At 35.5% G+C, this 25715-nt stretch carries 21 protein-coding genes; 12 read left to right on the forward strand and 9 right to left on the reverse strand.

Going from position 1 to position 25715, the window contains the following annotated elements:
- Positions 1-325 precede the first annotated feature (325 nt).
- The gene (locus tag G9C87_RS17435; RefSeq protein WP_172283524.1) at positions 326-1954 is read right to left on the reverse strand and encodes an acyl-CoA carboxylase subunit beta; all 1629 of its coding nucleotides are present in this window, start codon (positions 1952-1954) and stop codon (positions 326-328) included.
- Between the two features lie 460 nt (positions 1955-2414).
- On the opposite strand from G9C87_RS17435, the gene G9C87_RS17440 reads away from it, so the two are divergent.
- From G9C87_RS17440 to G9C87_RS17450, 3 genes are read left to right on the forward strand one after another with little or no spacing between them, the layout of a single operon-like run.
- Positions 2415-3293: a DMT family transporter gene (locus tag G9C87_RS17440; protein ID WP_172283526.1), complete on the forward strand. Its 879-nt coding sequence runs from the start codon at positions 2415-2417 to the stop codon at positions 3291-3293.
- Between the two features lie 13 nt (positions 3294-3306).
- Positions 3307-4389, forward strand: coding sequence for a PorV/PorQ family protein (locus G9C87_RS17445; RefSeq protein WP_172283528.1), 1083 nt, complete (start codon positions 3307-3309; stop codon positions 4387-4389).
- 10 nt (positions 4390-4399) lie between these two features.
- A complete protein-coding gene (locus G9C87_RS17450; protein WP_172283530.1) occupies positions 4400-5155 on the forward strand; it encodes a hypothetical protein in 756 nt (251 codons plus the stop codon).
- Between the two features lie 111 nt (positions 5156-5266).
- Here the strand turns inward: G9C87_RS17450 and G9C87_RS17455 are convergent, their stop codons facing one another.
- Positions 5267-5836: a fasciclin domain-containing protein gene (locus G9C87_RS17455; protein ID WP_172283532.1), complete on the reverse strand. Its 570-nt coding sequence runs from the start codon at positions 5834-5836 to the stop codon at positions 5267-5269.
- A gap of 254 nt (positions 5837-6090) precedes the next feature.
- On the opposite strand from G9C87_RS17455, the gene G9C87_RS17460 reads away from it, so the two are divergent.
- Entirely contained in the window at positions 6091-6660 is a 570-nt protein-coding gene (locus G9C87_RS17460; protein ID WP_228457043.1) for an RNA polymerase sigma factor, read from the forward strand.
- Between the two features lies 1 nt (position 6661).
- Positions 6662-7480: an anti-sigma factor domain-containing protein gene (locus G9C87_RS17465; RefSeq protein ID WP_172283534.1), complete on the forward strand. Its 819-nt coding sequence runs from the start codon at positions 6662-6664 to the stop codon at positions 7478-7480.
- 71 nt (positions 7481-7551) lie between these two features.
- Here G9C87_RS17465 and uvrC read toward each other — a convergent pair whose 3' ends face one another.
- Complete coding sequence (gene uvrC / locus G9C87_RS17470) at positions 7552-9342, reverse strand: excinuclease ABC subunit UvrC (protein WP_172283536.1); 1791 nt, start codon at positions 9340-9342, stop codon at positions 7552-7554.
- A gap of 89 nt (positions 9343-9431) precedes the next feature.
- Positions 9432-10196 carry a hypothetical protein gene (locus tag G9C87_RS17475; protein ID WP_172283538.1) on the reverse strand — a complete coding sequence of 255 codons (765 nt, stop codon included), beginning with the start codon at positions 10194-10196 and terminating at the stop codon, positions 9432-9434.
- Positions 10197-10319: 123 nt separating this feature from the next.
- Here G9C87_RS17475 and hutH point away from each other — a divergent pair, with 123 nt between their 5' ends.
- The 4 genes from hutH (at position 10320) to G9C87_RS17495 (ending at position 14420) form a co-directional block, all read left to right on the forward strand.
- The gene (gene hutH, locus G9C87_RS17480; protein ID WP_172283540.1) at positions 10320-11807 is read left to right on the forward strand and encodes a histidine ammonia-lyase; all 1488 of its coding nucleotides are present in this window, start codon (positions 10320-10322) and stop codon (positions 11805-11807) included.
- Between the two features lie 10 nt (positions 11808-11817).
- Positions 11818-12234 carry a DUF2059 domain-containing protein gene (locus G9C87_RS17485; protein ID WP_172283542.1) on the forward strand — a complete coding sequence of 139 codons (417 nt, stop codon included), beginning with the start codon at positions 11818-11820 and terminating at the stop codon, positions 12232-12234.
- Positions 12224-12790, forward strand: coding sequence for a GNAT family N-acetyltransferase (locus G9C87_RS17490; protein WP_306614587.1), 567 nt, complete (start codon positions 12224-12226; stop codon positions 12788-12790). Before G9C87_RS17485 ends, G9C87_RS17490 begins: the two co-directional genes overlap by 11 nt.
- Before the next feature lie 145 nt (positions 12791-12935).
- Positions 12936-14420, forward strand: coding sequence for a S8 family peptidase (locus G9C87_RS17495; protein ID WP_172283544.1), 1485 nt, complete (start codon positions 12936-12938; stop codon positions 14418-14420).
- Positions 14421-14527: 107 nt separating this feature from the next.
- Here the strand turns inward: G9C87_RS17495 and ygiD are convergent, their stop codons facing one another.
- Together ygiD and G9C87_RS17505 are read right to left on the reverse strand one after the other, a co-directional pair.
- Positions 14528-15355, reverse strand: coding sequence for a 4,5-DOPA dioxygenase extradiol (ygiD, locus tag G9C87_RS17500; protein ID WP_172283546.1), 828 nt, complete (start codon positions 15353-15355; stop codon positions 14528-14530).
- A 76-nt stretch (positions 15356-15431) separates the two neighbouring features.
- Entirely contained in the window at positions 15432-15944 is a 513-nt protein-coding gene (locus G9C87_RS17505) for a YceI family protein (protein ID WP_172283548.1), read from the reverse strand.
- 451 nt (positions 15945-16395) lie between these two features.
- On the opposite strand from G9C87_RS17505, the gene G9C87_RS17510 reads away from it, so the two are divergent.
- The 3 genes from G9C87_RS17510 to G9C87_RS17520 all read left to right on the forward strand — a co-directional run bounded on the left by G9C87_RS17510 (position 16396) and on the right by G9C87_RS17520 (position 20756).
- Entirely contained in the window at positions 16396-18534 is a 2139-nt protein-coding gene (locus G9C87_RS17510; RefSeq protein WP_172283550.1) for a S9 family peptidase, read from the forward strand.
- 37 nt (positions 18535-18571) lie between these two features.
- Positions 18572-19642 (forward strand): acyltransferase family protein, encoded by a 1071-nt coding sequence (locus G9C87_RS17515; RefSeq protein WP_172283552.1) that lies wholly within the window; start codon positions 18572-18574, stop codon positions 19640-19642.
- An 88-nt stretch (positions 19643-19730) separates the two neighbouring features.
- Positions 19731-20756, forward strand: a complete 1026-nt coding sequence (locus G9C87_RS17520; RefSeq protein ID WP_172283554.1) for an LLM class flavin-dependent oxidoreductase — start codon at positions 19731-19733, stop codon at positions 20754-20756.
- Positions 20757-20800: 44 nt separating this feature from the next.
- On the opposite strand, the gene G9C87_RS17525 is transcribed toward G9C87_RS17520, so the two are convergent.
- The 3 genes from G9C87_RS17525 to G9C87_RS17535 are packed head-to-tail and all read right to left on the reverse strand — an operon-like array spanning position 20801 to position 25544.
- The gene (locus G9C87_RS17525) at positions 20801-21247 is read right to left on the reverse strand and encodes an STM3941 family protein (protein ID WP_172283556.1); all 447 of its coding nucleotides are present in this window, start codon (positions 21245-21247) and stop codon (positions 20801-20803) included.
- Positions 21248-21297: 50 nt separating this feature from the next.
- A complete protein-coding gene (locus tag G9C87_RS17530; RefSeq protein ID WP_172283558.1) occupies positions 21298-24336 on the reverse strand; it encodes an AAA family ATPase in 3039 nt (1012 codons plus the stop codon).
- The gene (locus G9C87_RS17535; protein WP_172283560.1) at positions 24333-25544 is read right to left on the reverse strand and encodes an exonuclease SbcCD subunit D; all 1212 of its coding nucleotides are present in this window, start codon (positions 25542-25544) and stop codon (positions 24333-24335) included. Before G9C87_RS17535 ends, G9C87_RS17530 begins: the two co-directional genes overlap by 4 nt.
- Positions 25545-25715: the final 171 nt, after the last annotated feature.

Consider the following 25715-nt stretch of genomic DNA (forward strand, 5'->3'; position numbering starts at 1 on the left):
GAACACAGAAGTTAAGCCCACCAGCGCCGATGGTACTGCGACAAGCGGGAGAGTAGGTCGCCGCCAGTTTTTATTAAAAGTCTCATACATGAATTTGTATGAGACTTTTTTGTTTTATATCTATACCTATACATATCTATACCTACTATACCACACCATAGCAATAAAAGATAAATGATCATTGATGAATGATAAAAGATCATCCATCAATGATCAATCATCAATCATTCTTTATCAGTTATGAACGATAGCTGGCTAATAAATACAAAAAAGCCCTACTTTTTTCAAATAGGGCAATAAATATATATTGAAAATTGTATCATTATCACACCTGTATTACTCCCAAATTAAATTTCTCCGTTATAGGGGAATGATTAGCAGCTTCAATACCCATAGAGATCCATTTTCTGGTATCTGTAGGATTAATGATGGCATCAGTCCATAATCTGGCTGCAGCATAGGTAGATTCGGTTTGTTTTTGATATCTTTTGGATATGCTATCTAAAATTTCATTATGCTCTTCTTCACTGATTTCTTTTCCTTGTTTTTTTAATGTTGATTCCTGGATTTGAGCTAAAACTTTTGCAGCCTGAGCTCCCCCCATTACGGCAAGATCGGCCCATGGCCATGCAACAATGAGTCGCGGATCATATGCTTTTCCACACATTGCATAATTTCCTGCTCCGTATGAGTTTCCGGTAATCACAGTAAATTTAGGAACTACAGAGTTGGCTACTGCATTCACCATTTTTGCCCCGTCTTTAATAATCCCTCCATGCTCTGATTTGGATCCTACCATAAATCCTGTAACATCCTGTAAAAAGATCAAAGGAATTTTTCTCTGATTACAATTAGCGATAAATCTTGTAGCCTTATCTGCAGAGTCGGAATAAATAACTCCTCCAAACTGCATTTCTCCTTTACCACTCTTTACTAACTTTCTCTGATTGGCCACAATTCCCACGGACCAGCCATCTATTCTTGCTGTAGCACAAATAATAGTTTTCCCGTAATCTGGCTTATATTCATCGAATTCAGAATTATCTACCATACATTTAATAATATCCAATGTATCATATTGTTCAGCTCTTGAAGCTGGCATTATCCCAAAAATGTTTTCAGGATTTTCTTTCGGTGGAAAACTTTCAATTCTGTCAAAACCTGCTTTTTCAGTACTTCCAATGGATTTCATGATATTTTTAATCCTGTCTAAAGCATCTTTATCATCTTTTGCTTTATAATCTGTAACTCCTGAAATAGAACAGTGCGTAGTTGCTCCGCCCAGAGTTTCATTATCGATACTTTCACCAATGGCAGCCTTTACGAGATAGCTTCCTGCGAGGAAGATAGAGCCTGTTTTATCAACGATCATTGCCTCATCACTCATAATGGGTAGATAAGCACCACCGGCCACACAGCTACCCATAACAGCAGAAATCTGTATAATTCCCATAGAACTCATTTTGGCATTGTTTCTGAAAATTCTTCCAAAATGTTCTTTATCAGGAAATATCTCATCTTGCATAGGCAAATAAACACCTGCTGAATCTACAAGGTAAATAATGGGAAGTTTATTTTCCATAGCAATTTCCTGCGCTCTGAGATTTTTCTTTCCGGTAATTGGAAACCAGGCACCTGCTTTTACAGAAGCGTCATTCGCTACAACAAGGCATTGTCTGCCCGAAACATAACCAACGACAACCACTACACCTCCTCCGGGGCAGCCTCCATGTTCCTCATACATCTCATAACCTGCAAATGCTCCCACTTCTATGGAATCTGCATCTTTATCGAGAAGATAATCAATTCTTTCTCTTGCAGTCATTTTTCCTTCTTCACGTAACTTTTGAAGTTTTTTCTCTCCACCTCCTTTTTTTATTTCGGCAAGTAAACGATTTATTTCGGATAATTTTAATCTGTTTTGATCTTCTCGTTTGTTGAATTCGATATCCATAAAATTATAATTTTTTACGCCTAAAGATACTATTTTTAAAGAGAATATAAATTTTATTAAAACACGTGTTTAATAGTTTGGTTTACAGAAAATTGTGAAATATTTAACAAGAAATTATTTTTAATTAATTGATATTTTTTCTAACTTTACGTAAGAGTATTGAGGAGTATTATTGCTCTTTAATTACTCTGTTCCTAGTTTATTTTTTTAATAGTTTATTATTTGAAAGCCCCGAAAGTTGTCCAAATTTTCGGGGTTTTTTGTATCTGTATTTTGCGGTTAGATATATTAAGATTTTTTTGATCTTCTCATCATTAAATATGATTCTTCATGAAGTTTAGTAAATGAAAATGGGAGTTTATTATAATAATATCTGTTTTTCTTATTCAAATCTATTTTTTATGAAAGGAATTGGAAATGCTATTTGTAAATTTGCATTTTAAAAATTTAAAGGTAGGTTATGCATAAATTAGCACTTTTCAGATTGCATTTAATAATTTTTTTATGGGGATTCACTGCAATCTTAGGGAAACTGATTCATGCCAATGCTCAGATTCTGGTTTTCTACAGAATGCTATTTGCCGCGATATTCCTATATGCTTACATAAGAATTTATAAAAAGGAAAGTATAAAAGTCTCAAAGAAAATATTTTTCCAATTGGCGGCGATTGGTACTGCAATGGCGGCCCATTGGTTTTGTTTTTTTTATTCCATTAAAGTTTCGAATGTTTCTATTGCATTAAGCTGTTTATCATTATCTACTCTTTTTGCGTCAATATTAGAACCTATTATTTTTAAAAGAAAAATAGATATTTCGGAAGTTATCATGGGAATTGTTATCGTGGCTTGCATCCTGCTGATTTTTAAAACAGAGTTTCAATATAAAGAAGGGATACTTTTTGGTGTCTTGTGTGCTATTTTTGGGACGATATTTTCCGTTTTCAATGGTAAGATGTTTGGGAAAACAAGTTCAGGGAATATTATTTTTTATGAAATATTCTGTGGATGGTCAGTTTTATTGATATTTTATTTATTTTCAGGGCAAATTTTTCAAATGAACGAAATAAACTACAGGGATTTGGCGTTAATATGCTTGTTAGCAAGTGTTTTTACCGCTTTTCCAATGTTGGAATCAGTGAATCTGATGAAGTATATTTCTCCTTTTACACTTATTTTAACAGTTAATTTAGAGCCAGTTTACGGAATTATACTAGCTTTTTTTATCTTTGGCGAATCGGAGCATATGAGCCCTATATTTTATATAGCATCATTGGTGATGATATTAGCAATTATAGCTAATGGGCTGATAAAAGCCAGAAAACAAAAAAAAACTAATTAAGCATCAAATTTATATGATGAAAAAATATCTACTATTCCTATTTTCTTTAGCATTTGGATTTTTTCAATCTCAGATCATTAGAAAATATTCCAATGAATTTTTAAATATAGGGGCAGGAGCAAGAGGCCTGGCGATGGGTGGAGCAGTTATTTCCAATCAGGATGACGTTTATTCTCCCATGTGGAATCCTGCAGGTCTTATGTCTATCGAAAGAGACTGGCAAGGAGCTGCGATGCACGCCGAATACTTTGAATCTATAGCAAAATATGATTATCTTGCCTATGCTAAAGTGATGGAAGAGGGAGTTTTCGGAGTCTCAGTAGTGAGATTAGGGGTAGATAATATCCTGAATACGACTCAAATGATCGATTCTGAGGGAAATATTGACTATGACAAAATCACCAAGTTTTCGCAGTCAGATTATGCTGCTATTCTGTCCTATGCATTTCATCCTGGCGGTAACACAAAATTGGATGTGGGTGTTAATGCCAAGATTGTTTACAGGAATGTAGGGAAATTTGCCAGCGGATATGGATTTGGTTTTGATGTAGGGGCAATTTATAAAGCTGATAATGGATGGAAATTTGGGGGAATGCTTCGTGACGCTACCACCACCGTTAACTTTTGGAGCATCAATCAGAAGGAGTTATCAACAGTTGTGAACGGAGAAGAGTTTAACCCTGCTCCAAAAGATAAAATGGAGCTTACTATGCCTAAACTTAATGTAGGAGCAAGTAAAATGTTTGAAATCAACAGCAGCGTTTATGTTTTACCGGAAGCCGGAATCAATGTGGATTTCGCTAAAACTGCAGCTTTAATTTCCACAGATTTTGCTAGTATAACCCCATATGCAGGAGCGGAATTGGGATATCAGAAAATGATTTTTGTACGTTTGGGAGTGAATCGTTTTCAGTCTATCACGGATATTGAAGATCTGAAAAGAAAGGTTTCTTTTCAGCCGAGTGCAGGTTTGGGAATCAGATACCGGGGACTTACTCTCGACTATGCTATTACTAATTCAGGAATCGGAGGATCGAATTTTTATTCCAACTTTTTTTCTCTTAAATTAGATATGGGAACATTTAGAAATGATTAAAAAATAAAATATGAAAAAGGGATTATTTGCTATATTGACAGTTTGTTCGATACTTGCGTTCGGACAAAAAGTATCTGACTATAAGTATATTTCTATACCTGAAAAATTCAGCACTTTTAAAGAAAGTTTCGATTTGGATATTGCTTTGGCGAAAGCTTTAAAAGGTAAAAAATATGTTGTTCTTCAGGGAAGCCGGGAGCAATGGCCTGCTGAAGCAAAAGAAAATCCTTGTAATATTGTAAATGCTGATGTCATTGATGATAGCGGGTTCTTAAGAAATAAAGTGATCGTTCAGTTTAAAGACTGTCATGATAAGGTATTACTGACCGGTAAAGGAGCATCAAATATTAAAGATTATAAAGAGGGATTTCAGGATGCATTAAAACAAACTTTTGTTTCTATTCCTGTTTCTTATCCAACGATAATAGCTGCTCCGGCTGAAACGAAGACCAATGAGCAGGTGCAGGTTGCTTCAATTCAGGATAACACTAATACAGCTTCATCAACAGGAAGTTCTGTAAACAAATATAGTAACGGAGCAGTAACCCTACAGAAAATTCAGATTGATAACAGTCAGTTTATACTTGTGAAATCGGATAGCTCTGTTCCTTATGCGACTTTTAAGGAAACAACAAAAAAAGAGGTGTTCAGAGTGAAGCTTGCAAATGGAGATAATACTATCGGTTATTATGAAAATGGAAACATTGTAATAGAAATTCCTACCGGAAATGGTAGTTATTCTAAAGATGTTTATGCAGGTAAATAAGAAAATGTAAAAACTTCAGAGGTTTTTAGGAAACTACATAAAATAAGTAACCCCTTACCAAAATAAAAATAGGTGAGGGGTTATTTATTAAACCATAAAAAAAACTAAGAATTAAGGCATCAGAACCGTATCTATTACATGGATAACGCCATTAGACTGATTAACATCTGCTATAGTAATTTTTGCACTGTTCCCTTTCGCATCTTTTACATAAAGGTCTTTGCCTTTTGTCCAGAAAGTAACATCTTCTCCTTCCACCGTTTTCATCATACTTTTTCCATTTCCTGCTTTTACAGCGGCCCAAATTTCCTTAGCATTAAACTTTCCTGCAAGTACATGATATGTCAGAATTTTAGTAAGCATTTCTTTATTCTCCGGCTTAACCAGGTTTTCAACTGTTCCTTTTGGAAGTTTAGCAAATGCCGCATCTGTAGGCGCCAGTACAGTAAATGGACCAGCTCCTTGTAGGGTTTCCACTAATCCGGCAGCTTTTACTGCTGCTACCAGTGTTTTGTGATCCTTGGAATTAACAGCGTTTTCAATGATATTTTTGGATGGATACATAGCGGCTCCACCTACCATTACTGTTTTTTCTTTCATCGTTTGTGCAGTTACCGTTCCGCTAAATGCGAATGATAATACAACCATTCCGAATACTGCGATTTTTGATCTTGTGTTCATTTCTTTGATTTTTTTAATTAAATAGTATTTGATTTCTTGTTATGATCATTTACGACATTCATCTTGTTTTAGATTTAAAGATTTTTATTTTTTTAGTCGGAAATAAAAATCCAAACAAACAGAACTAATGAAAAAATATGGATCTGTAGGAATTGATTTTAATATACCTTTCATATTCTTGTAATTTGTTAATTTCATATACGATGTAAAAGAACTTTTAGATTTTTGTTATTATATGTTTTATTTTATTACATTTGAATCGAAAAATATTCGCTATTAAAACAAACTATTCGGAGGAAGAACTTATCGTTTTATTGAAGGATAAAAACGAAGCTGGTTTTCATTATTTGTATGACCATTATTCCGGTGCACTATATGGTGTAGTACTTCGAATCGTACAATCAAAAGAATATACTGAAGAAATTATTCAGGATGTTTTTGTGAAAATCTGGAATTCTATCCAACAGTATGACACCAGTAAAGGAAGATTCTATACGTGGATGATCAATATTGCAAGAAATACAGCGATCGATTATCTAAAATCTAAAAGTTTTCAAAACGAATTAAAAAACCAACCAATTCCGGATTTCGTATATAACAGTGCTGAACTTTCTACCACAAACAATACCTCTGATTTTATTGGCTTTAATAATGTGCTTGAAAGTTTGGAAACTGATAAACAGGAACTTATTGATCTGGCTTATTATCAGGGATACACACAGAATGAAATATCTGATAAATTGAAAATACCCCTGGGTACGGTAAAAACGAAGATGCGGAATGCATTAATAAAATTAAAGGATTTGTTAAAAGATTATCAATAAATTGAACACTAAGGAATACATATCATCCGGAATTATAGAATCTTATATTCTAGGACTTGCTTCTCCCGAGGAGGCAGGCATTTTGGAGTGTGTGATGAAAAATAATGCTGAAGTAAAAGCTGCTTTTGATGAAGCACAAAAAGTACTAGAGGATCTGGCAACTGCTCAGGCTGTTGCCCCACCTAATGAGTTAAAATCTAAGATTTGGGAAAAGATTCAAAAAGAACAAACTTTTGAAAAAATTACACCTGCAGCGCAGCCAACGCAGCCTGTCGGAGATTTAACAAATGGATCGAAAGAAATTGCAAATACAAAAAATAATATCTGGAAAACTTATGCAATCGCAGCTTCGGTCTTATTTTTAGTAAGCCTTACCGGAAATTTGTTTTGGATGAATAATCAGTCTGAAAGCAAAAAAGAGATCGCAAAATTGGAAACTGAAAAACAATCTAAAGATGCGGCTCTGCAAAAGATGAATGAAAAATGGACGATGATATCCAGCCCTGATATGCAAATGGTTATGCTAAAAGGAGTGGAAAAACATGCAGATTCCAAGGCAATGGTTTTTTGGGACAAAAAGACCAAAGAGGTCTATCTGAACGCAGAGGCTTTGCCTAAAGCTCCGGAAGGAATGCAATATCAATTATGGGCCATTGCAGACGGTAAACCCATAAGTGCAGGAATGTATACAGAAGAAAAAGATAGTAAAATTGCTCTTTCTAACATACCGAAAGCGCAGGCATTTGCTATCACCCTTGAAAAAGCGGGTGGAAGTGATGTGCCAACTATGGAAAACATGTACGTAATGGGAGGTGTATAAATACCTTCTGATCAAAAATAAAAGCGCTCTTTTGTAATGTAACAAAAGAGCGCTTTTATTTTTAAATTTTGTTAGTCGTTAAAATACTCCCAAATAACCTTGGCTTTACTTTTACCCAATATTTCCTCTAATGTTTCCAGGTTGGATTCTTTGATCCTTTTTACTGATTTTAATCTGGATAGTAATAGTTCAATTGTTTTTTCTCCTACACCGGGAATTTCTTCCAGTTCAGATTTGATGGTAGAGTTTTTCCTTCTGGTCCTATGATGCTTTACACCAAAACGGTGAGCTTCATCACGAACCCTTTGGAGGATTTTAAGAGTTTCGGATTTTTTATCCAGATATAATGGGATAGGATCTTCGGGAAAGAAGATTTCTTCTAGTCTTTTAGCGATTCCAATAATAGTAATCTTTCCGTAAAGACCTAATAGCTTTAAACTTTTTACGGCTGATGATAGCTGGCCTTTTCCACCGTCAATCAGAATAAGTTGGGGAAGGCTCTCTCCTTCGTCTACCATTCTTTTGTAACGACGATAGATCACTTCTTCCATAGTGGCAAAATCATTTGGACCCTCTACGGTCTTCGGATGAAAGATGCGGTAATCTGCCTTACTGGGTTTACCATCTTTAAAAACAACACACGCTGAAACAGGATTGGTACCTTGGATATTCGAATTATCAAAACCCTCTATATGTCTTGGCTCTACAGGCATTCGCAGTAGCTTTTGCATCTCAGCCATTATACGGTTGGAATGTCTTTCAGGATCTACAATCTGAACCTGTTTTAGTTTTTCCAAACGGTATTCTTTAGCATTTTTCTCGGAAAGTTCAACGATCCTTTTTTTATCACCAACTTTAGGAACAATAAGTTTTACATTAGGGATTTCAACGGATAAATGAAAGGGAAGCAAAACTTCTTTAGAGTCGGAACCAAACTTCTGACGAATTTCAATAAGAGCTTCTTCCAGAATATCCTCATCTGTTTCTTCAAGGATCTTTTTGATTTCTGTTGTAAAACTCTGGATTATATTTCCATTTCTGATCTTAAAGAAATTCACATAGGCAGCTGTTTCGTCGCTGGTCATTCCGAAAACATCCACATCGTCAATATTGGGATTGACAACGGTATTTTTTGCCTGATAATCTTCCAAAATATCCAGCCTTTCCTTGATGATCTGTGCATCTTCAAACTGCAGATTAGCAGCATGCTTCATCATCTGGTTAATAAGGTAATCTTTAGCTTTTCGGAAATCTCCTTTTATAATACCGCGGATGGAGTCAATCTTTTCATCATATTCTTCTTTGCTTTCCAACCCTTCACAAGGGCCTTCACAGTTCTTGATGTGATATTCGAGGCAGACCTTATATTTGCCATCTTCAATTTTAGTGGGAGCAAGATTCAGATTACAAGTCCTGAGCTTATAAATATGTTTTATGGTATCCAGTAGTATTTTTGCAGGACGAACTTTGGCGTAAGGGCCGTAATATTCCGAACCATCCTTAATGATGTTCCTCGTGAGGAAAATTCTGGGAAATGCTTCATTTTTAATGCAAATCCAAGGATATGTTTTATCATCCTTGAGCATTACATTGTAAAAAGGTTTATGCTCCTTGATCAGGTTGTTTTCTAATAGAAGCGCATCATACTCGCTATTCACAATAGTGGTTTCCAATCGCTGGATTTTTCCGACCATTATTTTTATCCTGTACCCCGATAAATTTTTATTGAAATAGGAAAGAACCCTTTTCTTTAGGTTTTTAGCCTTGCCTACATACAATAACTGTTCATTTTTATCGTAATAACGATAAACGCCAGGCTCAGAAGGTAAAGTTTTGAGTTGTAATTCTAAAGAAGGATTCATATAACAAAATTACGGAATCCATCCGGGATTTAAAAGAACAAAAAAGCTGTAGAATTTTCTACAGCTTTTGAAGTATTATGTAAGATATTTTATCCGTTGCTCATTTCAGTATACTCATTGACCAAAAAGCTAAAATAATCCCATTCAGCAGATTTCTTAGGATATTTTTTCATGAATTCTGCATTGTCACCGAAAAGAAAATCATAATTGTCTTCAAAGTCATCCTTATGCAGCCAAAGTACTTTATCTCCCTTTTTAATATAATAGGATTTGATTACACCACCTCCGAGCTGAGGAGAACCTCCAATTGAAAAACCTCCAGTTTCTTTGGCTCTGGGATCATAGTACACGGAGATGATTTCACTAAAATCAGGATTGATCAATTGCATCAGAAATTCTTTATCCTCTTTTTTATTTTTCAGTGATACTGTTTGATTGACAAAGTGAATTCGTTCGCCGGTTGTGTTTTTAGTTAATTTTTTAGTTCCGAAATTCCGGATATTTCCCATGTATTTAGCAACTTTTGCTATTTTTTCGACGTTGCTAGGATAGACATACATTTCGCTGATCTGCTCAGCATTGAAGACTTCGTTCTTTTTTGAAATACTGTCTTTAATAGAAACTTCGTAGATCTGTCCTTTTTTGGTTTCTATTTTACTGCAAAAACCTTTATGAGAGCTTCCATCTTTTAAAATAATAGTAGAGGTTTTTCTGGGAGATGGTGTATTAAAACCTTCGTTGAAAAGGTAAGTTTCCATCTTTTTAATTTGTTCTTTGGAGTATTTCACTTTGTCCTGTGCAAAGGAAGCTGTGCCCATAAGGCATAATGCAAATAGTAGAGTTTTAGATTTCATTGGTTATTTTTAACGGACGTAAAAATAGCAAATTAAATTACTTTCTGCCGAAAAAATTAACGCTGTGAAATTTAGCTTTTACAATAGTCGCTAAATGTGTAATTTTAAAGAAATTTTTTAGAAATGATATACGGTGTAGATATTTTCACTTTCCATGATGTATTGGAAATCTGTAAAAAACCCAATAAAGCAAAACTTAATAAAGCAGCAAAAGAACAAATTTTAAAATCCCAGAAAAATGTTCAAAAAATTGTTGAATCTGATCGATGTGTTTATGGGATTAATACGGGGTTCGGTCCTCTTTGTGATACGAAAATTTCAGCTGATGAAACAGCTCAGTTACAATATAATTTAATCATTTCCCACGCAGTTGGAGTTGGAAAACCTATTGATAAAGAATTTTCAAAGATTATGATGATTGCAAAAGTTCATGCATTATCAAAAGGATTTTCCGGTGTTTCTTTAGAGGTTATTGAAAGATTGATTCTGATGTTGGAAAAAGATATCATTCCTGTTGTCCCTGAACAAGGTTCGGTGGGAGCATCCGGAGATCTTGCTCCTTTAGCTCATCTTGTTTTACCATTGTTGGGTCTTGGACAAGTTTGGGAAGGTGATGCCATCTATGAAACTTCTGAAATTTTAGAAAAACATAATCTGGATCCTTTAGCTTTAGGGCCTAAAGAAGGGTTGGGGCTTATTAACGGTACCCAATTTATCCTGGCTCACGCGATCAAAGGATTGGAGAAGTTTGAATACTTATTGGACCTTGCTGATATGACTGCTGCCATGAGTCTTGAAGCTTACAGAGGCTCTGAAAGCCCCTTTAAAAAAGAACTTCACGAGATCAGACCTTTTGAAGGAAGTAAAAAAGTAGCAGCAAGAATGCTGAAATTCCTTAAGAACTCTGAAAATATGAAAGCACATGAGGATTGTGAAAGAGTACAGGATCCTTATTCTATGCGATGTGTTCCTCAGGTACACGGGGCAAGCAGAAACGCTTTTGAACACCTGAAAATGATGGTAGAAACCGAATTGAATTCTGTAACGGATAATCCGATTGTATTGAGCGCTGAGGAATCCATTTCAGGAGGAAACTTCCATGGTCAACTTATGGCTTTACCATTGGATTATGCAACTTTAGCTGCAGCTGAATTAGGAAATATTTCTGACAGAAGAAGTTATTTACTTCTGGAAGGGAAATATGGCCTTCCAAGATTATTGACAGAAAGCTCAGGACTGAATTCAGGATTTATGATTCCTCAATACACTTCTGCTGCTTTGGTTACAGAAAATAAAACACTTTGCTTTCCTGCATCAGCAGATTCTATTCCAACAAGCTTAGGACAGGAAGACCATGTTTCTATGGGAAGTATTTCCGGGAGAAAATTCAATCAGGTTCTTGGTAATCTGGTCAATATCCTATCTGTTGAATTGATGTTTGCAGCTCAGGGGCTAGAATTCAGAAGACCGGCTAAATGCTCAAAAATTATTGAAGAGAATTTTAGTATTCTTCGTTCCAAAGTAGCAAAACTGGAAGATGACAGATTAATCGGTAAAGATATGTTGGCTATTGCAGAATTAATCAATGATAGAAAGTTCATTGTGAATTAGTAGTGTGAGGATGAAGAGAATAATTGCCGTAAGTATTTTGTTTTTAGGAGTAAATACCTTTGCTCAAATAAAAGAAGCGAAAATTAAAGAACTCGTTGCTCTTACGGGAGGTGATAAACTGGCTTCCCAAGCAGTAAGTGAAAATATAGGAAAATATCAACAGGCATATCCGGGGGTACCCCGAAAATTTTGGGAAGAGTTTTCAAAGGAAATGAGTCCCGAAAAGTTTGCAGAAATTTATGTGCCGATTTACAATAAGTATTACACCGAAACGGAAATTGATGAGCTGATAAAATTCTATAATACGCCACTAGGAAAAAAAGTACTGGAGGTTATGCCATTGATTCTAAAGGAAAGTATGGAAGCCGGAAGAAAAATGGGAGAAGAAACATCCGCTGAACTCATGAAGAAAATAGATGCTGAATAAGGATATCGAAAATCTATTATGGCATCTTCAGGATATTAAAAAAGGCTTTCTGAATGGAAGCCTTTTTTATTTTTTCAATTCGTTATCTCTTATATTTGCTGAAAAAATAATGATTATAAAAAGAGTAGATTCCTCTGATATCGATTTCCAGAATCTGGTGAAGTTCCTGGATGAAGATCTTGCTATTCGAGACGGTAAGGATCATGCTTTCTACCATCAATTCAATGGAATTGATCTCCTTAAAAACTGTATTGTAGTGTATGTAGACAGTATTGCAGTTTCCTGTGGTGCCTTTAAGATCTTTTCTGAAGATACGGTTGAAATCAAAAGAATGTATACGAGCCCGATGCAAAGAGGAAAGGGACTAGCCGGAAAAGCATTAACTGAATTAGAAACCTGGGCTAAAGAGTCCGGTTTTGATAGATGTGTTTTAGAAACCGGAATTATGCAGCCCGAAGCGATTGCTTTATATGAAAAAATGGGTTATAAAAGAATACCAAATTACGGACAATACATTGGAATTGAAAATAGTGTCTGTTATGAAAAAGAGATATAGAAAACAAGGGTATGTAAATCCTGGTTTTACTTTATTACAGGATGATTTGAGAAAATTAATATTCGGGAAATAGTAAATTAATATTCAGGGAATTACAATTCACGATAAAGTGTTATATTGGTGATACCAATCAAAAGTATAACATATGAGAAAAAATGTATTTTACCTTTTAGTCTTATTTTTCTTTATCGTATCATGTAACAGAGAAAGTATCCAAAATGAAACTTCCGGTCTTGAAGCTTATCAGAAAGATCCTCTGACAGCAAAACAAATTAACGCGGAAATCAATCAATCCATTAAAAGTAAAGGTTCCTTCAATTGGAGCCAGACTTCAGATCACTTCCTCTGGAGCGCCGTCTTTCGTGGAAACAGGATGGTATCCATTGGATTTGGTTCTTCCAAAGATGACTTCGATAGAAGTAAATCTCCTAACAGCAATGAAATAGAGAAAGAGCTCTTATCTGTCATCAAAAAGTATGAAGGAAAAGATGAAAGAGGATTTCTTCTTCTTTCTGATCAGTATCTTAATCAGATGGATGTTATAATTGAGAAGCAGGAAACACTTACTGAACTCAGAAAGATGAAAACTATCAGATATCTGGAGCCTGCAGATTATCATTATTTTGAATATGAAGCAGCATATAATACAAATGCAAAATCTTCAGGGAGCGGTTCTTCAGGATGTGGCTTTTCTTCAACAACACTCAATACAGCTGATTATACAAGCACAACCCCAAGTGCAAAAATTCCATGGGCTTTTACAAAACACAGTATTCCGAATGCCTGGAATTACAGTACCGGCGCGGGTATAACTATTGGTTTGATTGATACCGGAGTTTCCCCTGAGCAAACCTTGTTGGGAAATAGTTTTAATAACGGAGCATCTTCAGGAAGAACCATCAGTAAATTCGGAGTTTATAACTCAGATGGTTCAGCAGATCAGTGTGGTCACGGAACAAAAATGGCTTCTGTAATGACTGCGCCAAGAAATAATGCCGGATTACCTGTAGGGGTAGCTTATAATGCCAATCTTATCGCATACAGGGCAGCAGAAAATGTTGTGTTGGAAACCTCAAGTGAACAAACTGCTGTTAAAACTGCTTTTACTGAGCTAGGCAATAACAATAACGTAAAGATTATCTCAATGTCGATGGGACATATATTTTCTGTGGGAAAAATTGAGGATGGTGTAAAATATGCCTACTCTAAGGGAAAACTTATTTTCTGTGCAGGGGGGACGTCAACAAGCTTTACCAATTTTGTGGGGGTGATATTCCCTGCCTGGATGCCGGAGACCCAAGCAATAACAGGAGTAAAGGAAAATACTTCCAATAAAAAATGTGATGTTTGCCACTCCGGAAGTCAAATTGATTTTACATTTCAGATGGAAAGATCTTCAGGAAGTAATGTTCCGGTATTGAGCTATTATAACGGACAGTCTGACTATGTAGGAGGATCTTCTGTTGCAACTGCGGCAACTGCCGGTATTGCAGCTTTAGTCTGGTCAAAAAATCCATCATGGACGAGAGAGCAGGTACTTACAAAAATGAGGCAGTCTGCTACTTACTATCCAAATCCGGATTCCAGTTATGGTTATGGGAATATCAATGTTCTCAACGCGGTTCAATAACTCATATAGGATAATAAAAAAAGGAAATATCCGAAGATATTTCCTTTTTTTATTTTTGAAAGTATACACTTAAAACCAGACTGTTTTAAAGTTAAAAATACTATAATTTATCCCACTCTTACACTTGTCATACTTAGTGACCCACCTATCAGCTCGTCATTGAATAGGCGAAGTTCTTCAGAAGAATCTTTTAATCCTAAAGTATAGATCAGAGGTAAATAATGATCTGGTGTTGGGACAGCATATTGTAAAAAAGTACCTTGTTTCTGATAGTCAATTATGTTTTGAAAATTACCATCTAGGAGCCAGTTGTTGGTTTTTTCCCTGGCTTCAATTGCCCAGTCCCAGCCCGCACCCACCGTATTGATGTTTTGCCAGTCGATCAATCTCAGATTGTGAACTATATTTCCGCTTCCGATAATTAGGATGCCTTTTTCCCGCAGTTTATTCAACCGTTTTGCGAGATCAAAATGATATTGCGGAGGTTGAGTGTAGTCGATACTCAATTGAATAACCGGGATGTTTGCATCAGGGTACATATGCTTAATTACAGACCATGCACCGTGATCTAATCCCCAATTGTGATCTTCTAATACCACCGAAGGAGCTAAAAGTTCAATAGTTTCTTTTGCCAATTCAGGACTTCCGGGAGCTGGATATTCTACATCAAACAGTGCTTTCGGAAAACCTCCAAAATCATGAATGGTTCTTGGCATATCCATAGCCGTTACGTATGTACCTTGAGTATACCAGTGAGCAGAAATACATAGAATAGCATTGGGAGCTGGAATTTCACTAGCTGATTTTCTGAACCCCTGAACAAACTGATTTTCTTCAATTGCATTCATGGGAGAACCATGACCCAGAAATAATACGGGCATTCTCTCTGTGTTATTGAAATGGTCACTGATGTTTTGTAAATCGTTGAGGTTCATAATGGGGTTTTTAAAAAAGAAAAAGGTTCAAGGTTTTTAGAAATCCCTGAACCTGATTATAAGTATTATGATACAATTATGCTTGCTTTACAAACTGTAGTTCACCAGCTACTTTTACCTCATCGCTCACCATTACACCTCCTGCTTCAAGAGCTGCATTCCAGTTTAAGCCGAAGTCTTTTCTGTTGATTTTTCCTTCAAAAGAAAAACCAGCTTTTGTATTACCCCATGGGTCTTTATTGATACCCCCGAAATCTACATCCAAAGTTACAGGCTTTGTGATTCCATTGATCGTAAGATTTCCGGTTATATCTCCATTCAATGCCTGAGACTCAAACGTAATGGTAGGGTTTTGCTCAGCATTGAAAAATTCTTCAGACTTTAAATGGTTATCTCTGTCTACATTGTGTGTTGAAACAGAATTGGTTTGAATCGTTGCACTGGTTTTAGCATTAGAAAACGTATCATCATCAGCTTCGATTTCTGCATTGAAATTAGTGAAGCTTCCTTTAATACTGGAAATCATCATGTGTTTTACTTTGAAAGTAATTTCACTGTGTGCCGGGTCTAAATTCCATTTTGTTGCCATTGTGTTGTATTTTTTATTTGTTATTTATATTGCAAATGTACATGAAGGCTTAAGTAGAAACCATTGATATAGGATAAGAAATGAAGTTTCTTTTGGAGCTGTTTCCCGCTATCCATTTTTACTCCTCGCTCCAATTCTGTTCCATACCCTTGCTGCGGGGTAATCATTACTATCGGGGCTATGGTTATCCCTTTTGATTACCATTTAGTATTAAAAATGCTATCAAGATATTTTTCACAAAAAACAAATCCGATATCGTGCTTGTGAATTAAACTTACAGAACTTTTTTTCTATTCTTATTCATAATCGTATTACTCCTTCATTAATTTCCATATTAAGGTAAGAAATTATTCACTTAACATGATTATATCATTTTATGAATGTTTTTAATTTAACATTTTCTTAACGGCTGACTTTTATTTCTTATTTTTGATGGATTCAATTTTATATAATGAAATTACATAAGTTTACTTTACTGATGGTGGTTTTGGGCGGTTCTTTATATGCTCAGACCCAAAAATTTACAATGGCGGAGGCTGTAAATGGGCTAAGAACAAATCTGGCAGTTAAAAATATTTCTCAATTTTCATGGTCTGAAGATGGCAAATCATATATTCAGGCCGTAAAAGGAGGGTATTTAATTACGGATTTAAAAAACAATAAGCAGGATACCCTTATTTCATTGAATCAGCTAAACAAACAATTCTCTTCAAATAAGCTGAACGCGGTTCCACAGATTAAGTTTATCAATAATACCAATGCATATTTTAATGCCAATGACCAAATGTTCTGGGTGGAAAAATCCGGAAACGACTGGAAGGTAAAAAAAACTTCGGCACTGAATGAAAATGCTGCCAATGTAAAGGTTTTTGGAGATAATCAGACCGTGGCTTACACCGTAAAGAATAATCTTTATATTAACAGAAACGGAAAATCTGTTGCCGTAACCAATGATGCTGATGAAAATATCATTAACGGTCAGGCCGTTCACAGAAATGAATTTGGTATTGATACAGGAATTTTTCCAGCCCCTAATTCAGAATCTGTAGCTTTTTACAGAATGGATCAGACCATGGTTGCGGATTATCCCATTATCGATTGGTCTGTAACTCCTGCGGTGAATCATAATATAAAATATCCTATGGCTGGGAATACCTCTCATCAGGTAAGTCTTGGTGTTTATAATATCAAAAATCAGTCTACAACTTTTTTAAAAATTGACGGAGAAAAAGATCAGTACTTAACAGCGGTTACCTGGAGCCCGGATTCTAAATATATTTTTGTGGCTGTGCTGAACCGGGGACAGAATCATATGAAAATGAATCAGTATGATGCCGAAAGCGGAAATCTTGTAAAAACATTATTTGAAGAAACAAATGATAAATATGTGGAACCTCAGCATCCGCTTGTATTTTTTCCTAAATCCAACACTGATTTTATCTGGCAAAGTCAACGAACAGGATACAATCATTTATTTCATTTCAACTTGGAAAAAGGGTTGATCGCCCAGATTACAAAAGGAGATTGGTTGGTTACGGATATATTGGGCTTTAATGAAAAGAAAAAGGAAATCTTTTTTGTTTCAACAAAAGAAACCCCTCTTGAAAGACATTTGTATAAGATCAACTGGACAAACTTTAAAATGCAGAGACTGGATGATGCGGAAGGAATGCATACTGGAGTCCTGAGCAGTGATGGAAACTATTTATTTGATGTCTATACCAATGCCAATACACCCAGAGTCGGTAATATCATTAATACAGCAACTTTAAAATACAATAATGTTTTCACCTCTGAAAATACATTAAAGAACTATCAGCGCCCTGAAATCAAAAATGTGAATTTGAAAGCGGATGACGGAACTCCTTTATACGGAAAGATTATTCTTCCGACGAACTTTGATCCCAATAAAAAATATCCGGTGATTGTTTATTTATATAATGGTCCACACCTACAGCTGATTACTAATTCTTTCCCGGCTTCAGGAAATCTTTGGTATGAATATATGGCACAAAACGGATATATTATTTTTACTATGGATGGAAGGGGATCTTCAAACCGGGGATTAAAATTTGAGCAGGCTGTGTTCAGAAATCTGGGGACTACTGAAATGAATGATCAGATGAAAGGAGTTAATTATCTGAAGTCCCTGCCTTATGTAGATGCGGAAAGAATGGGGATACATGGATGGAGCTTTGGTGGATTTATGACTACAAGCTTTATGCTTCGTCAGCCTGACGTATTTAAAGTAGGAGTTGCAGGTGGGCCTGTTATCGATTGGAAGATGTATGAAATTATGTATGGTGAAAGATATATGGATACTCCGCAGGAAAATCCGGATGGATATGCAAAAGCAAACCTCTTGGACAAAGTCCAGAATCTGAAAGGTAAACTTCTTATGATCCATGGAGCACAAGATGATGTGGTAGTTTGGCAGCATTCTATTAAATTTATTAAATCTGCGGTAGATAACGGGGTTCAGCTTGATTACTTTGTATATCCTGGGCATCCCCATAATGTAATAGGAAAAGACAGGGTACATTTGATGCAAAAGATTACCGATTATTTTGATCAGAACCTGAAAAAGTAATCAAATTAACATACTAAAAACCACTTATTACAGTAGAATGAACTTTGAAAAAGGTAAGAGGATTCATTTTCATACTTTCGATTCACTAAGGTTTCTATCTTTTTTGCTGGTCTTTATACAGCATGCTCCTGTTCCGGAGGGTAGTATTTTACGATATTTTTCGAGAGGAGAAGTAGGAGTTTCTTTTTTCTTTGTATTAAGTGGTTTTCTGATTACGTACATTTTGATACTTGAAAAATTAAATAATCAGACAATTCCACTTAAAAAATTTTTTAAAAGAAGAATCTTAAGGATATGGCCATTATATTATGCAATGGTCATATTTGCTTTTTGTACACCATATATCATTAATTTTTTTCACCTGCCTTTTTCAAATAAGGGATATGAACCCAATTTGTTCCTTACGATTACATTTCTTGAAAATTACAAAATGATGTCTACGGGGATGCTTGCCAATGTTTCTCCGTTGCCGGTGATCTGGTCTCTTTGTGTAGAAGAGCATTTTTATATCATTTGGGGATGCATTATGTATTTTATTTCTTTAAAAAATATTCCGAAGCTTATTGTAGTTTGCATCTTCATTTCTTTTGTATCGAGGATTATTTATCACATGTTAGGTATCAGTTCACTGGATATATTTACCAACATCAGTTATTTTGCTTTTGGTGCTATTCCTGCCTATCTGTTTGTTTTTAAAAAGGATATCATCAGAAAATTGAGCATGATTCCTTCAATATACAAATATCTTTATTTTTTTATAGTTATTCTTGCCATAGCACTGCTTCCCGATATTATTTTCTTTAAACATATTCAGATAGGAATTATCATTTTTGGGATATTATTCTCTGTACTCATTTTATTTACATTGGGAGACCGGAATGTATTTAAAATCTCCGACCGTTCTATTTTTGGAAGGCTTGGAAAGTATACGTATGGTCTTTATCTTATACATACAATTTGCCTGGTCTTATTCGATAGAATCGGAAAAAAATATGATCTAAGTAATTATACAGTAATAATATCGGCACTTCTTTTCACCATATTTCTGGCCTATCTCTCTTATCATCTTTTTGAAAAGCAGTTTCTGAAACTTAAAAAATCAGTTTAATTTATTTTCTCTGCTTTTCGATCTTACCATTGATCAATGTTTTTGATTTTTGATTCCTGTAATTTTGATGTAAATAAAAAAATACAATATGGAATTAGGAATTGGAATGTTTGGCGACTTAGCTTTTGACCAGACAACAGGAAAATATAAAGATGCAGGAGTAAAGATCAGAGAAATTCTTGAGCAGGTAAAACTAATGGATGAGGTAGGAATTGATGTTTTTGCCATGGGAGAGCATCACCGCCCGGACTATGCAGTATCGTCTCCGGAAATGGTTCTGGCAGCAGCGGCAAGTATTACAAAAAATATTAAATTGGCTAGTGGTGTTACTGTTTTAAGTTCATCAGAACCTGTAAAAGTGTATGAAGATTTTTCAACATTGGATCTGATCTCTGACGGTAGGGCTGAAATATTTGTCGGAAGAGGAAGTTTTATAGAATCTTTTCCTCTTTATGGATATTCTCTTAATGACTATGATCAACTTTTCGATGAGAAATTGGAATTGTTATTAAAAATCAATTCTGAAGAGAATGTTACGTGGTCCGGAGAGCTTCGTGCACCTATGCACAATCAGACTGTATATCCAAGGGCAAAGAATGGAGGAAAGCTTCCTATATGGAGAGCCGTGGGAGGAACTCCGCAATCGGTTCTAAGCGCAGCAAAATTTGGAATGCCATTGATTGTGGCTATTATTGGAGGAATGCCGATACAGTTTAAAAATCTCGTGGAATTTTACAAGCAGGAATATCAGAAAGCAGGACATGATGTTTCCCAGATGCAGATTGCTATTCACTCTCATACTTTTGTGAGCGATGACCAAAAGGTTATTGATGGCTATTTTCATACTTACAAATCGCAGATGGACAGAATAGGGGCATCGAGAGGATGGGCTCCCTATACCAAAGCACAATATGATGGTGGGAGAAGCAAAGAAGGAGCTTTATTTATTGGAAGCTCGGATGAGGTATATGATAAGATTGCTTATATGAAGGAGATTTTTGGTATCACCAGATTTGTGGGACATATGGATGTTGGAGATCCGGAGCATAACGTGATGATGAAATCAATAGAATTGTTTGGTAAGGAAGTACTTCCGAAGGTCAAGCTATTATAAAAATAAACTCCATTGAATTTTCAATGGAGTTTTTATTTTTTAGTCTAGGAATTCACGGAATTTGTTTTGTAGTCATTCATAATTTCTGCCAGCTTTCCGGCAGACATTCCGTAAGTATCCGGAAAAGCTCCTGTCCTCGATTTTAGTTTAGAAATATCTATGTACTCAGAATCAAAATCAATCATTACCATATTGTTAATGAAAATTCTTTTAGTGGAAAAGCCATTAATAACATGCCAGGGGATGAAAGTCGACCTGAATAATGATCTCATCTCAAAACCCTTTCGGTCAACCCTTAAATAAGAAGAATTAGGAATAAGCATGATGACATTCACAATTACACAAAGCCCGAAAAAGATAATATTAGCAAGCCCAATCCAAAGGTTGGTGGTAACAATATAAAAGCCCATAATTACAAACAGTAAACTAATGATCAAAAGTATACTTTGCTTAAGCTTGCTGGGATAAAAAGTCACGGGAAGTTTCTCCATAATATTTCAAAAGTCAAATGTACTGCAAAAGGACTCAATAAACCTATATTTTAAAGCATTTCTATCAAACTTCCACGTTCCTCGTCTTTAACAATACTAAGTGATACCGGAATTTTTTCTTTAAGCTCTTCAACATGCGATATAATTCCAACAATCCTGTTTTCCTTTTGCAGTCCCATCAGTGTTTCAAAAACAATATTTACAGATTCCAGATCCTGGGTTCCAAAACCTTCATCTATAAAAAAGAAATTTTTATCAGCTTTTGTAGTAGCCTGTACACTTTCCGCCAATGCCAGTGCCAGGCTCAGAGATACCTGAAAAGCCTGTCCCCCGGATAAAGTTTTTACACTTCTCGATTTACCCTCGTTTAAATAATCAATAATTTCAAAATCATTGTTGTCATTAAGCTGCAAGCTTAGTTGATTTCTGGTCATTCTGTGGAACCTTACATTGGCATGATCACAAAGCTGTCTAAGATAGATGGAGGAAACATATTGAACAAATCCGGCTCCTTTAAACAGATTGGTCATTATTTTTAGATTATCGGACCGCTTTTGGAGTTCACTCAGGTTTTTAAGTAATGCCTCCTTTTTCTTATATTCTTTTTCCAGTCTTTCAATTTCGGAAGTTACTTTTACAACAGAATCATTAGCTTCCTTTAATTGCAGTTCAATGTCTTTCAATTGTTTCTCGGCAGCTTCAAATACCTCCTGATCATAAGAAAAATCCTTCAGCTTGATCTCCAGCTCCTGTATACCGTTTTTTAATGTTTCAAACTGAATACGGAATTGTTGGATTTGAGTCCTTGTTTTATGAACATCAATTTCGATCATCAAAATATTTTGGACGTCGGTAAGCAAACCAAAGCCTTGTTGCTGTAAAGCAACTTGTAATGCCTCTTCATTTAAGGATGTTTCTTTTGTTAATTCAGAAATTCGGATGTTTAATTGGCTCGCAATCGCTTTTTCTTCCGCGAGTTTGGGGACGATTTCTTTTTCCCGGTTGATTAAGGCTTGATATTCTTTTTCAACTGTCAGATTGGATTCAATTAATTTTTGGTGAAGCTTCATAACTTCTGAATGAGATTTATCCCGATAGTCATTCCAGTCCAGGCTCTTCAGATTGGATTGGTTCGTTCTGATCTGCTCCTCCTTCTTCGCCTCTTCTAGTTTGAATTCATCTAAAGCTTTTTTATATTTTTCAAGGATTTCCTGCTCTTTTTCAAAGGTTGTCCTTTCGTGTAAGATCTTCTGGTTAATTTCTTCAATTTGCTTTTCTATGGCAAAGGATTGTTGCCGTTTAAATTCGAAATCAGTTTCACTATCAGCACTAAATTCGTTCCATATGAATCTTTGAACATGGAGTTGACTTTCCTTTTGAAGCAGATCGAAAGATTCCTGTTCCGCCTTCAGCTGATCTTCAAAGATCTTTTTTCTATCCAGAATCTTTTCAATTTCTGCTATTTCTTTTTGGGTTTTGGAAATAGCATGATCATTTAATTGAATTTCTTCCTGAACTTCATTAAGCTCAGTATCGACATAATGAAATTCGATAATATGAGGATGTTCCAGAGAGCCGCAAAGAGGGCAGCTCTCCCCATCTTGGAGCTTTGTTGCAAAACGGGATAACTCCTTCTGAATCTTCAGGTGATCCAGTTTTTGCTGCAGATTTTTCCTTTTATTTTCTAAATTTTCTGTTTTGAGTTTGAAATCTTCTCTGAAATTTTCAGTATCAATTTTGTAAACTTTCAGATCATTAAGGATCTTAGAGATCAAATCCTGTTGATCCATCAGTTTTTGGCTTTGTTTCTGTTGCAGCTCTCTCAGGTTTCTGTTCTGGACAAACCAATTTCCGACGCTGACTAATACATTAGCCTCGATCTTTTGAGGCTTCAGCCTATCAGCTTCTTTAGTAAGGGTATTTATTGCTGATTGTCCAAGCTTTTGTTTCTCCTCAACTTCGAGAACTTTTTCAGCACCCTTTTGTGTTCTTTCCCGAAGTGTCTTAATTTCTTCGGAAAATTGTAGCATCTGTAAGATCAGGCCAAGATCATTTTCCTGGATTTTTAATTGATCTAAAGCATCAAATTGAGGTTGAAGAGCAACAAGCTTTTCTTTGATAAGGTTAAAGCTTTTTTCCGTTTCTTCAACAGACTTTGTCCGGATTTCCAACTCCTTTTGTCTCTCAGAAATTTCACCGGAAAGCTTCTTCTTTTCATTCAGTAAAGGATCGAAAATACGAAAGGCTGTATCATAAAGATCTGTTTTCTTTTCCAGCTCATCAATTTTTGCTTTCTCAGTTGAAATCTTTTCAAAATCTTCTTTTTTTTGACGTAAGTTTTCGAAGTCTGTTTTTAAAATTTTTAGCTGTTGATATTTTTCAGAAACTTGCAGGTGCTGTTTTTTTACGTCACTGAATTTTTGTTGTTCTGTTTTAAGATTTTCTTTTTGTAAACGTATGTGTTCCTCATCAATTTCCTCAAATCCTTTCAATTCACCCTGAAGCTGATCTAGTTCGGACCTGTTTTTGGCATTTAAATTCGAAACATTGTTTTGCAGGTCAAACCTTTGAAGATTGAAAATCTCTTTCATCATATTGGTTCTGTCTGCAGCACCTAATTCTAGGAACTCTTTAAACTGACCCTGAGGGATAATGATGGTTCTTTTAAAATTGGAATAGCTTAATCCGATAACTTTTTCTGCATCAGAATGATCGAGCGGGATCCATTTTTCATCTTTGTTTTCATAAAAAGTAACTGAAGAGGGCTTTACATCTTCAAATTTTTTTGAATTTCTTTTAAAATCCCTGGTTGCACGAAATAACTTATTTTCATGGTTGACGAAATCGAATGCTATATAAGAACTGTTGGATTTGAGATTCATCATATTGTAAGCTCGCTTATCCCGCATATTCAATCGTTCCGTTTCTCCATACAGAGCAAAAGAAATAGCTTCCAGTATCGATGATTTTCCGGAACCCACCGGACCAAAAATACCAAACAACCCGGCTTCCGTAAGGTTGGCAAAATTAATGGTCTGACGCTCCTGATAGGAATAGAGTCCTTCTATTGTTAGTTGAATTGGAATCATGACTGGGAATTTAAGATTTCGTTAAACAGGTTCATTAGTTCTTCATTAGCTTCCTGGCCAGCATTTTTAGACCTGAAATAATCTTTGAATAAAGTTTGTATATCCTGATTGAGATTAATTTCGTGCGGTTGGCTTTCACTAAAATCCTGATTTTTTACTTTAGGGATTAAGTGGATGATCCCTTGATGAGATTGGTAAATACGTTTTCTGTCCTCCGCTTTTAAAAAAGTATCGCTTTCCATGGTTAATTCGATCAGCATATCGGGATTTTCAAGCAACCATGAAACTGTCTTTTCGACAGAATCAAAAACCTTTCTTACCAATGGCTTGCCGGTTTTTAAAGCGATTCTTTCATAAGAAACCTCTTTACCCGGTTCTGCTTCGATGATATTTATATATTTTGTTTGCCCTGCTTCACTAAAACTATAGCATAAAGGTGAAGAAGAATAAACAACAGGTTTTTCTTTTGTTCCGATATTTTGAAAACTGTGTAGATGTCCTAAGGCCGTATATTGAATCTGGTCAGGAATAATATCTGAATAGATGAGGTCCGCGGCACCAATTTTAATGGGTTTCTCACCTTCGGGCTCTTCCAGAAGTTCTGCACCTCTTTTATTCATGTATAAATGAGCGCATAAAATATTAACACCATTCTCATCGCAAAATTCTTCTGCGAGCTTTTTCCAGCTTTCCGCTAAAATCTTATTAAGTTCTTCCTCTTTATTTTCACCAAAATATTCTTTTAACCGGATCTCATTGGCATAGGGAGTATGCATGATCCGAACAGGAAAGCTTATCTCCTTTAGGTGTAATTCAATCAATCCTTCAGCTGAATTTGAAATTTTAAAATTTTCTAATTCAAAGGGAGTTACTTTAGCCTTTGGATGACCTATTAAAATAATTCCACATTCTCTTGCAAGTGGATCCGGTGCATCAATTAAATTCGGAGAATCATGATTTCCAGAGATTGCAACGACCGGGCGCTTTCCATTTAATGATAAACGTTTTAAAGTCTTGTAAAACAACTCGACTGCTTCAACACTTGGGTTAAAATTGTCAAAAAGATCTCCGGCAACAATTATGAGATCTACTTTTTGGGCATCAGCTATTTGAACAATCTCATCCATTACCTGAACTTGTTCTTCCAGACGTGAAAACCGATCCAGACGTTTTCCTAAATGCCAGTCGGCAGTATGCAGAATTTTCATATCTCAAATGTAAGAAACAAAAAAGGGAAAGAGAAATTTAGAAAGGAATTCTATAATTTGAACAGGTTGATCTTACTTTTTTAGTAGAGGGGCTGATTACAAAATTATTTCTATTGTAAATTATGTCCCCGAATTAATGATTCATATAAAAGGTAGGTCAGGAATCCTCTT

It is taken from the genome of Chryseobacterium sp. LAM-KRS1 (genome assembly GCF_013184525.1).
In the GTDB taxonomy this organism is placed as follows: Bacteria; Bacteroidota; Bacteroidia; order Flavobacteriales; family Weeksellaceae; genus Chryseobacterium; species Chryseobacterium proteolyticum.

Bases quoted from the DNA above. Each gene is read 5' to 3' on its own strand.
- G9C87_RS17435 (WP_172283524.1), bottom strand. From the start codon at position 1,954: ATGGATATCGAATTCAACAAACGAGAAGATCAAAACAGATTAAAATTA.
- G9C87_RS17440 (WP_172283526.1), top strand. From the start codon at position 2,415: ATGCATAAATTAGCACTTTTCAGATTGCATTTAATAATTTTTTTATGG.
- G9C87_RS17445 (WP_172283528.1), top strand. From the start codon at position 3,307: ATGATGAAAAAATATCTACTATTCCTATTTTCTTTAGCATTTGGATTT.
- G9C87_RS17450 (WP_172283530.1), top strand. From the start codon at position 4,400: ATGAAAAAGGGATTATTTGCTATATTGACAGTTTGTTCGATACTTGCG.
- G9C87_RS17455 (WP_172283532.1), bottom strand. From the start codon at position 5,836: ATGAACACAAGATCAAAAATCGCAGTATTCGGAATGGTTGTATTATCA.
- uvrC (WP_172283536.1), bottom strand. From the start codon at position 9,342: ATGAATCCTTCTTTAGAATTACAACTCAAAACTTTACCTTCTGAGCCT.
- G9C87_RS17475 (WP_172283538.1), bottom strand. From the start codon at position 10,196: ATGAAATCTAAAACTCTACTATTTGCATTATGCCTTATGGGCACAGCT.
- hutH (WP_172283540.1), top strand. From the start codon at position 10,320: ATGATATACGGTGTAGATATTTTCACTTTCCATGATGTATTGGAAATC.
- G9C87_RS17485 (WP_172283542.1), top strand. From the start codon at position 11,818: ATGAAGAGAATAATTGCCGTAAGTATTTTGTTTTTAGGAGTAAATACC.
- G9C87_RS17490 (WP_306614587.1), top strand. From the start codon at position 12,224: ATGCTGAATAAGGATATCGAAAATCTATTATGGCATCTTCAGGATATT.
- G9C87_RS17495 (WP_172283544.1), top strand. From the start codon at position 12,936: ATGAGAAAAAATGTATTTTACCTTTTAGTCTTATTTTTCTTTATCGTA.
- ygiD (WP_172283546.1), bottom strand. From the start codon at position 15,355: ATGAACCTCAACGATTTACAAAACATCAGTGACCATTTCAATAACACA.
- G9C87_RS17505 (WP_172283548.1), bottom strand. From the start codon at position 15,944: ATGGCAACAAAATGGAATTTAGACCCGGCACACAGTGAAATTACTTTC.
- G9C87_RS17510 (WP_172283550.1), top strand. From the start codon at position 16,396: ATGAAATTACATAAGTTTACTTTACTGATGGTGGTTTTGGGCGGTTCT.
- G9C87_RS17515 (WP_172283552.1), top strand. From the start codon at position 18,572: ATGAACTTTGAAAAAGGTAAGAGGATTCATTTTCATACTTTCGATTCA.
- G9C87_RS17520 (WP_172283554.1), top strand. From the start codon at position 19,731: ATGGAATTAGGAATTGGAATGTTTGGCGACTTAGCTTTTGACCAGACA.
- G9C87_RS17525 (WP_172283556.1), bottom strand. From the start codon at position 21,247: ATGGAGAAACTTCCCGTGACTTTTTATCCCAGCAAGCTTAAGCAAAGT.
- G9C87_RS17530 (WP_172283558.1), bottom strand. From the start codon at position 24,336: ATGATTCCAATTCAACTAACAATAGAAGGACTCTATTCCTATCAGGAG.
- G9C87_RS17535 (WP_172283560.1), bottom strand. From the start codon at position 25,544: ATGAAAATTCTGCATACTGCCGACTGGCATTTAGGAAAACGTCTGGAT.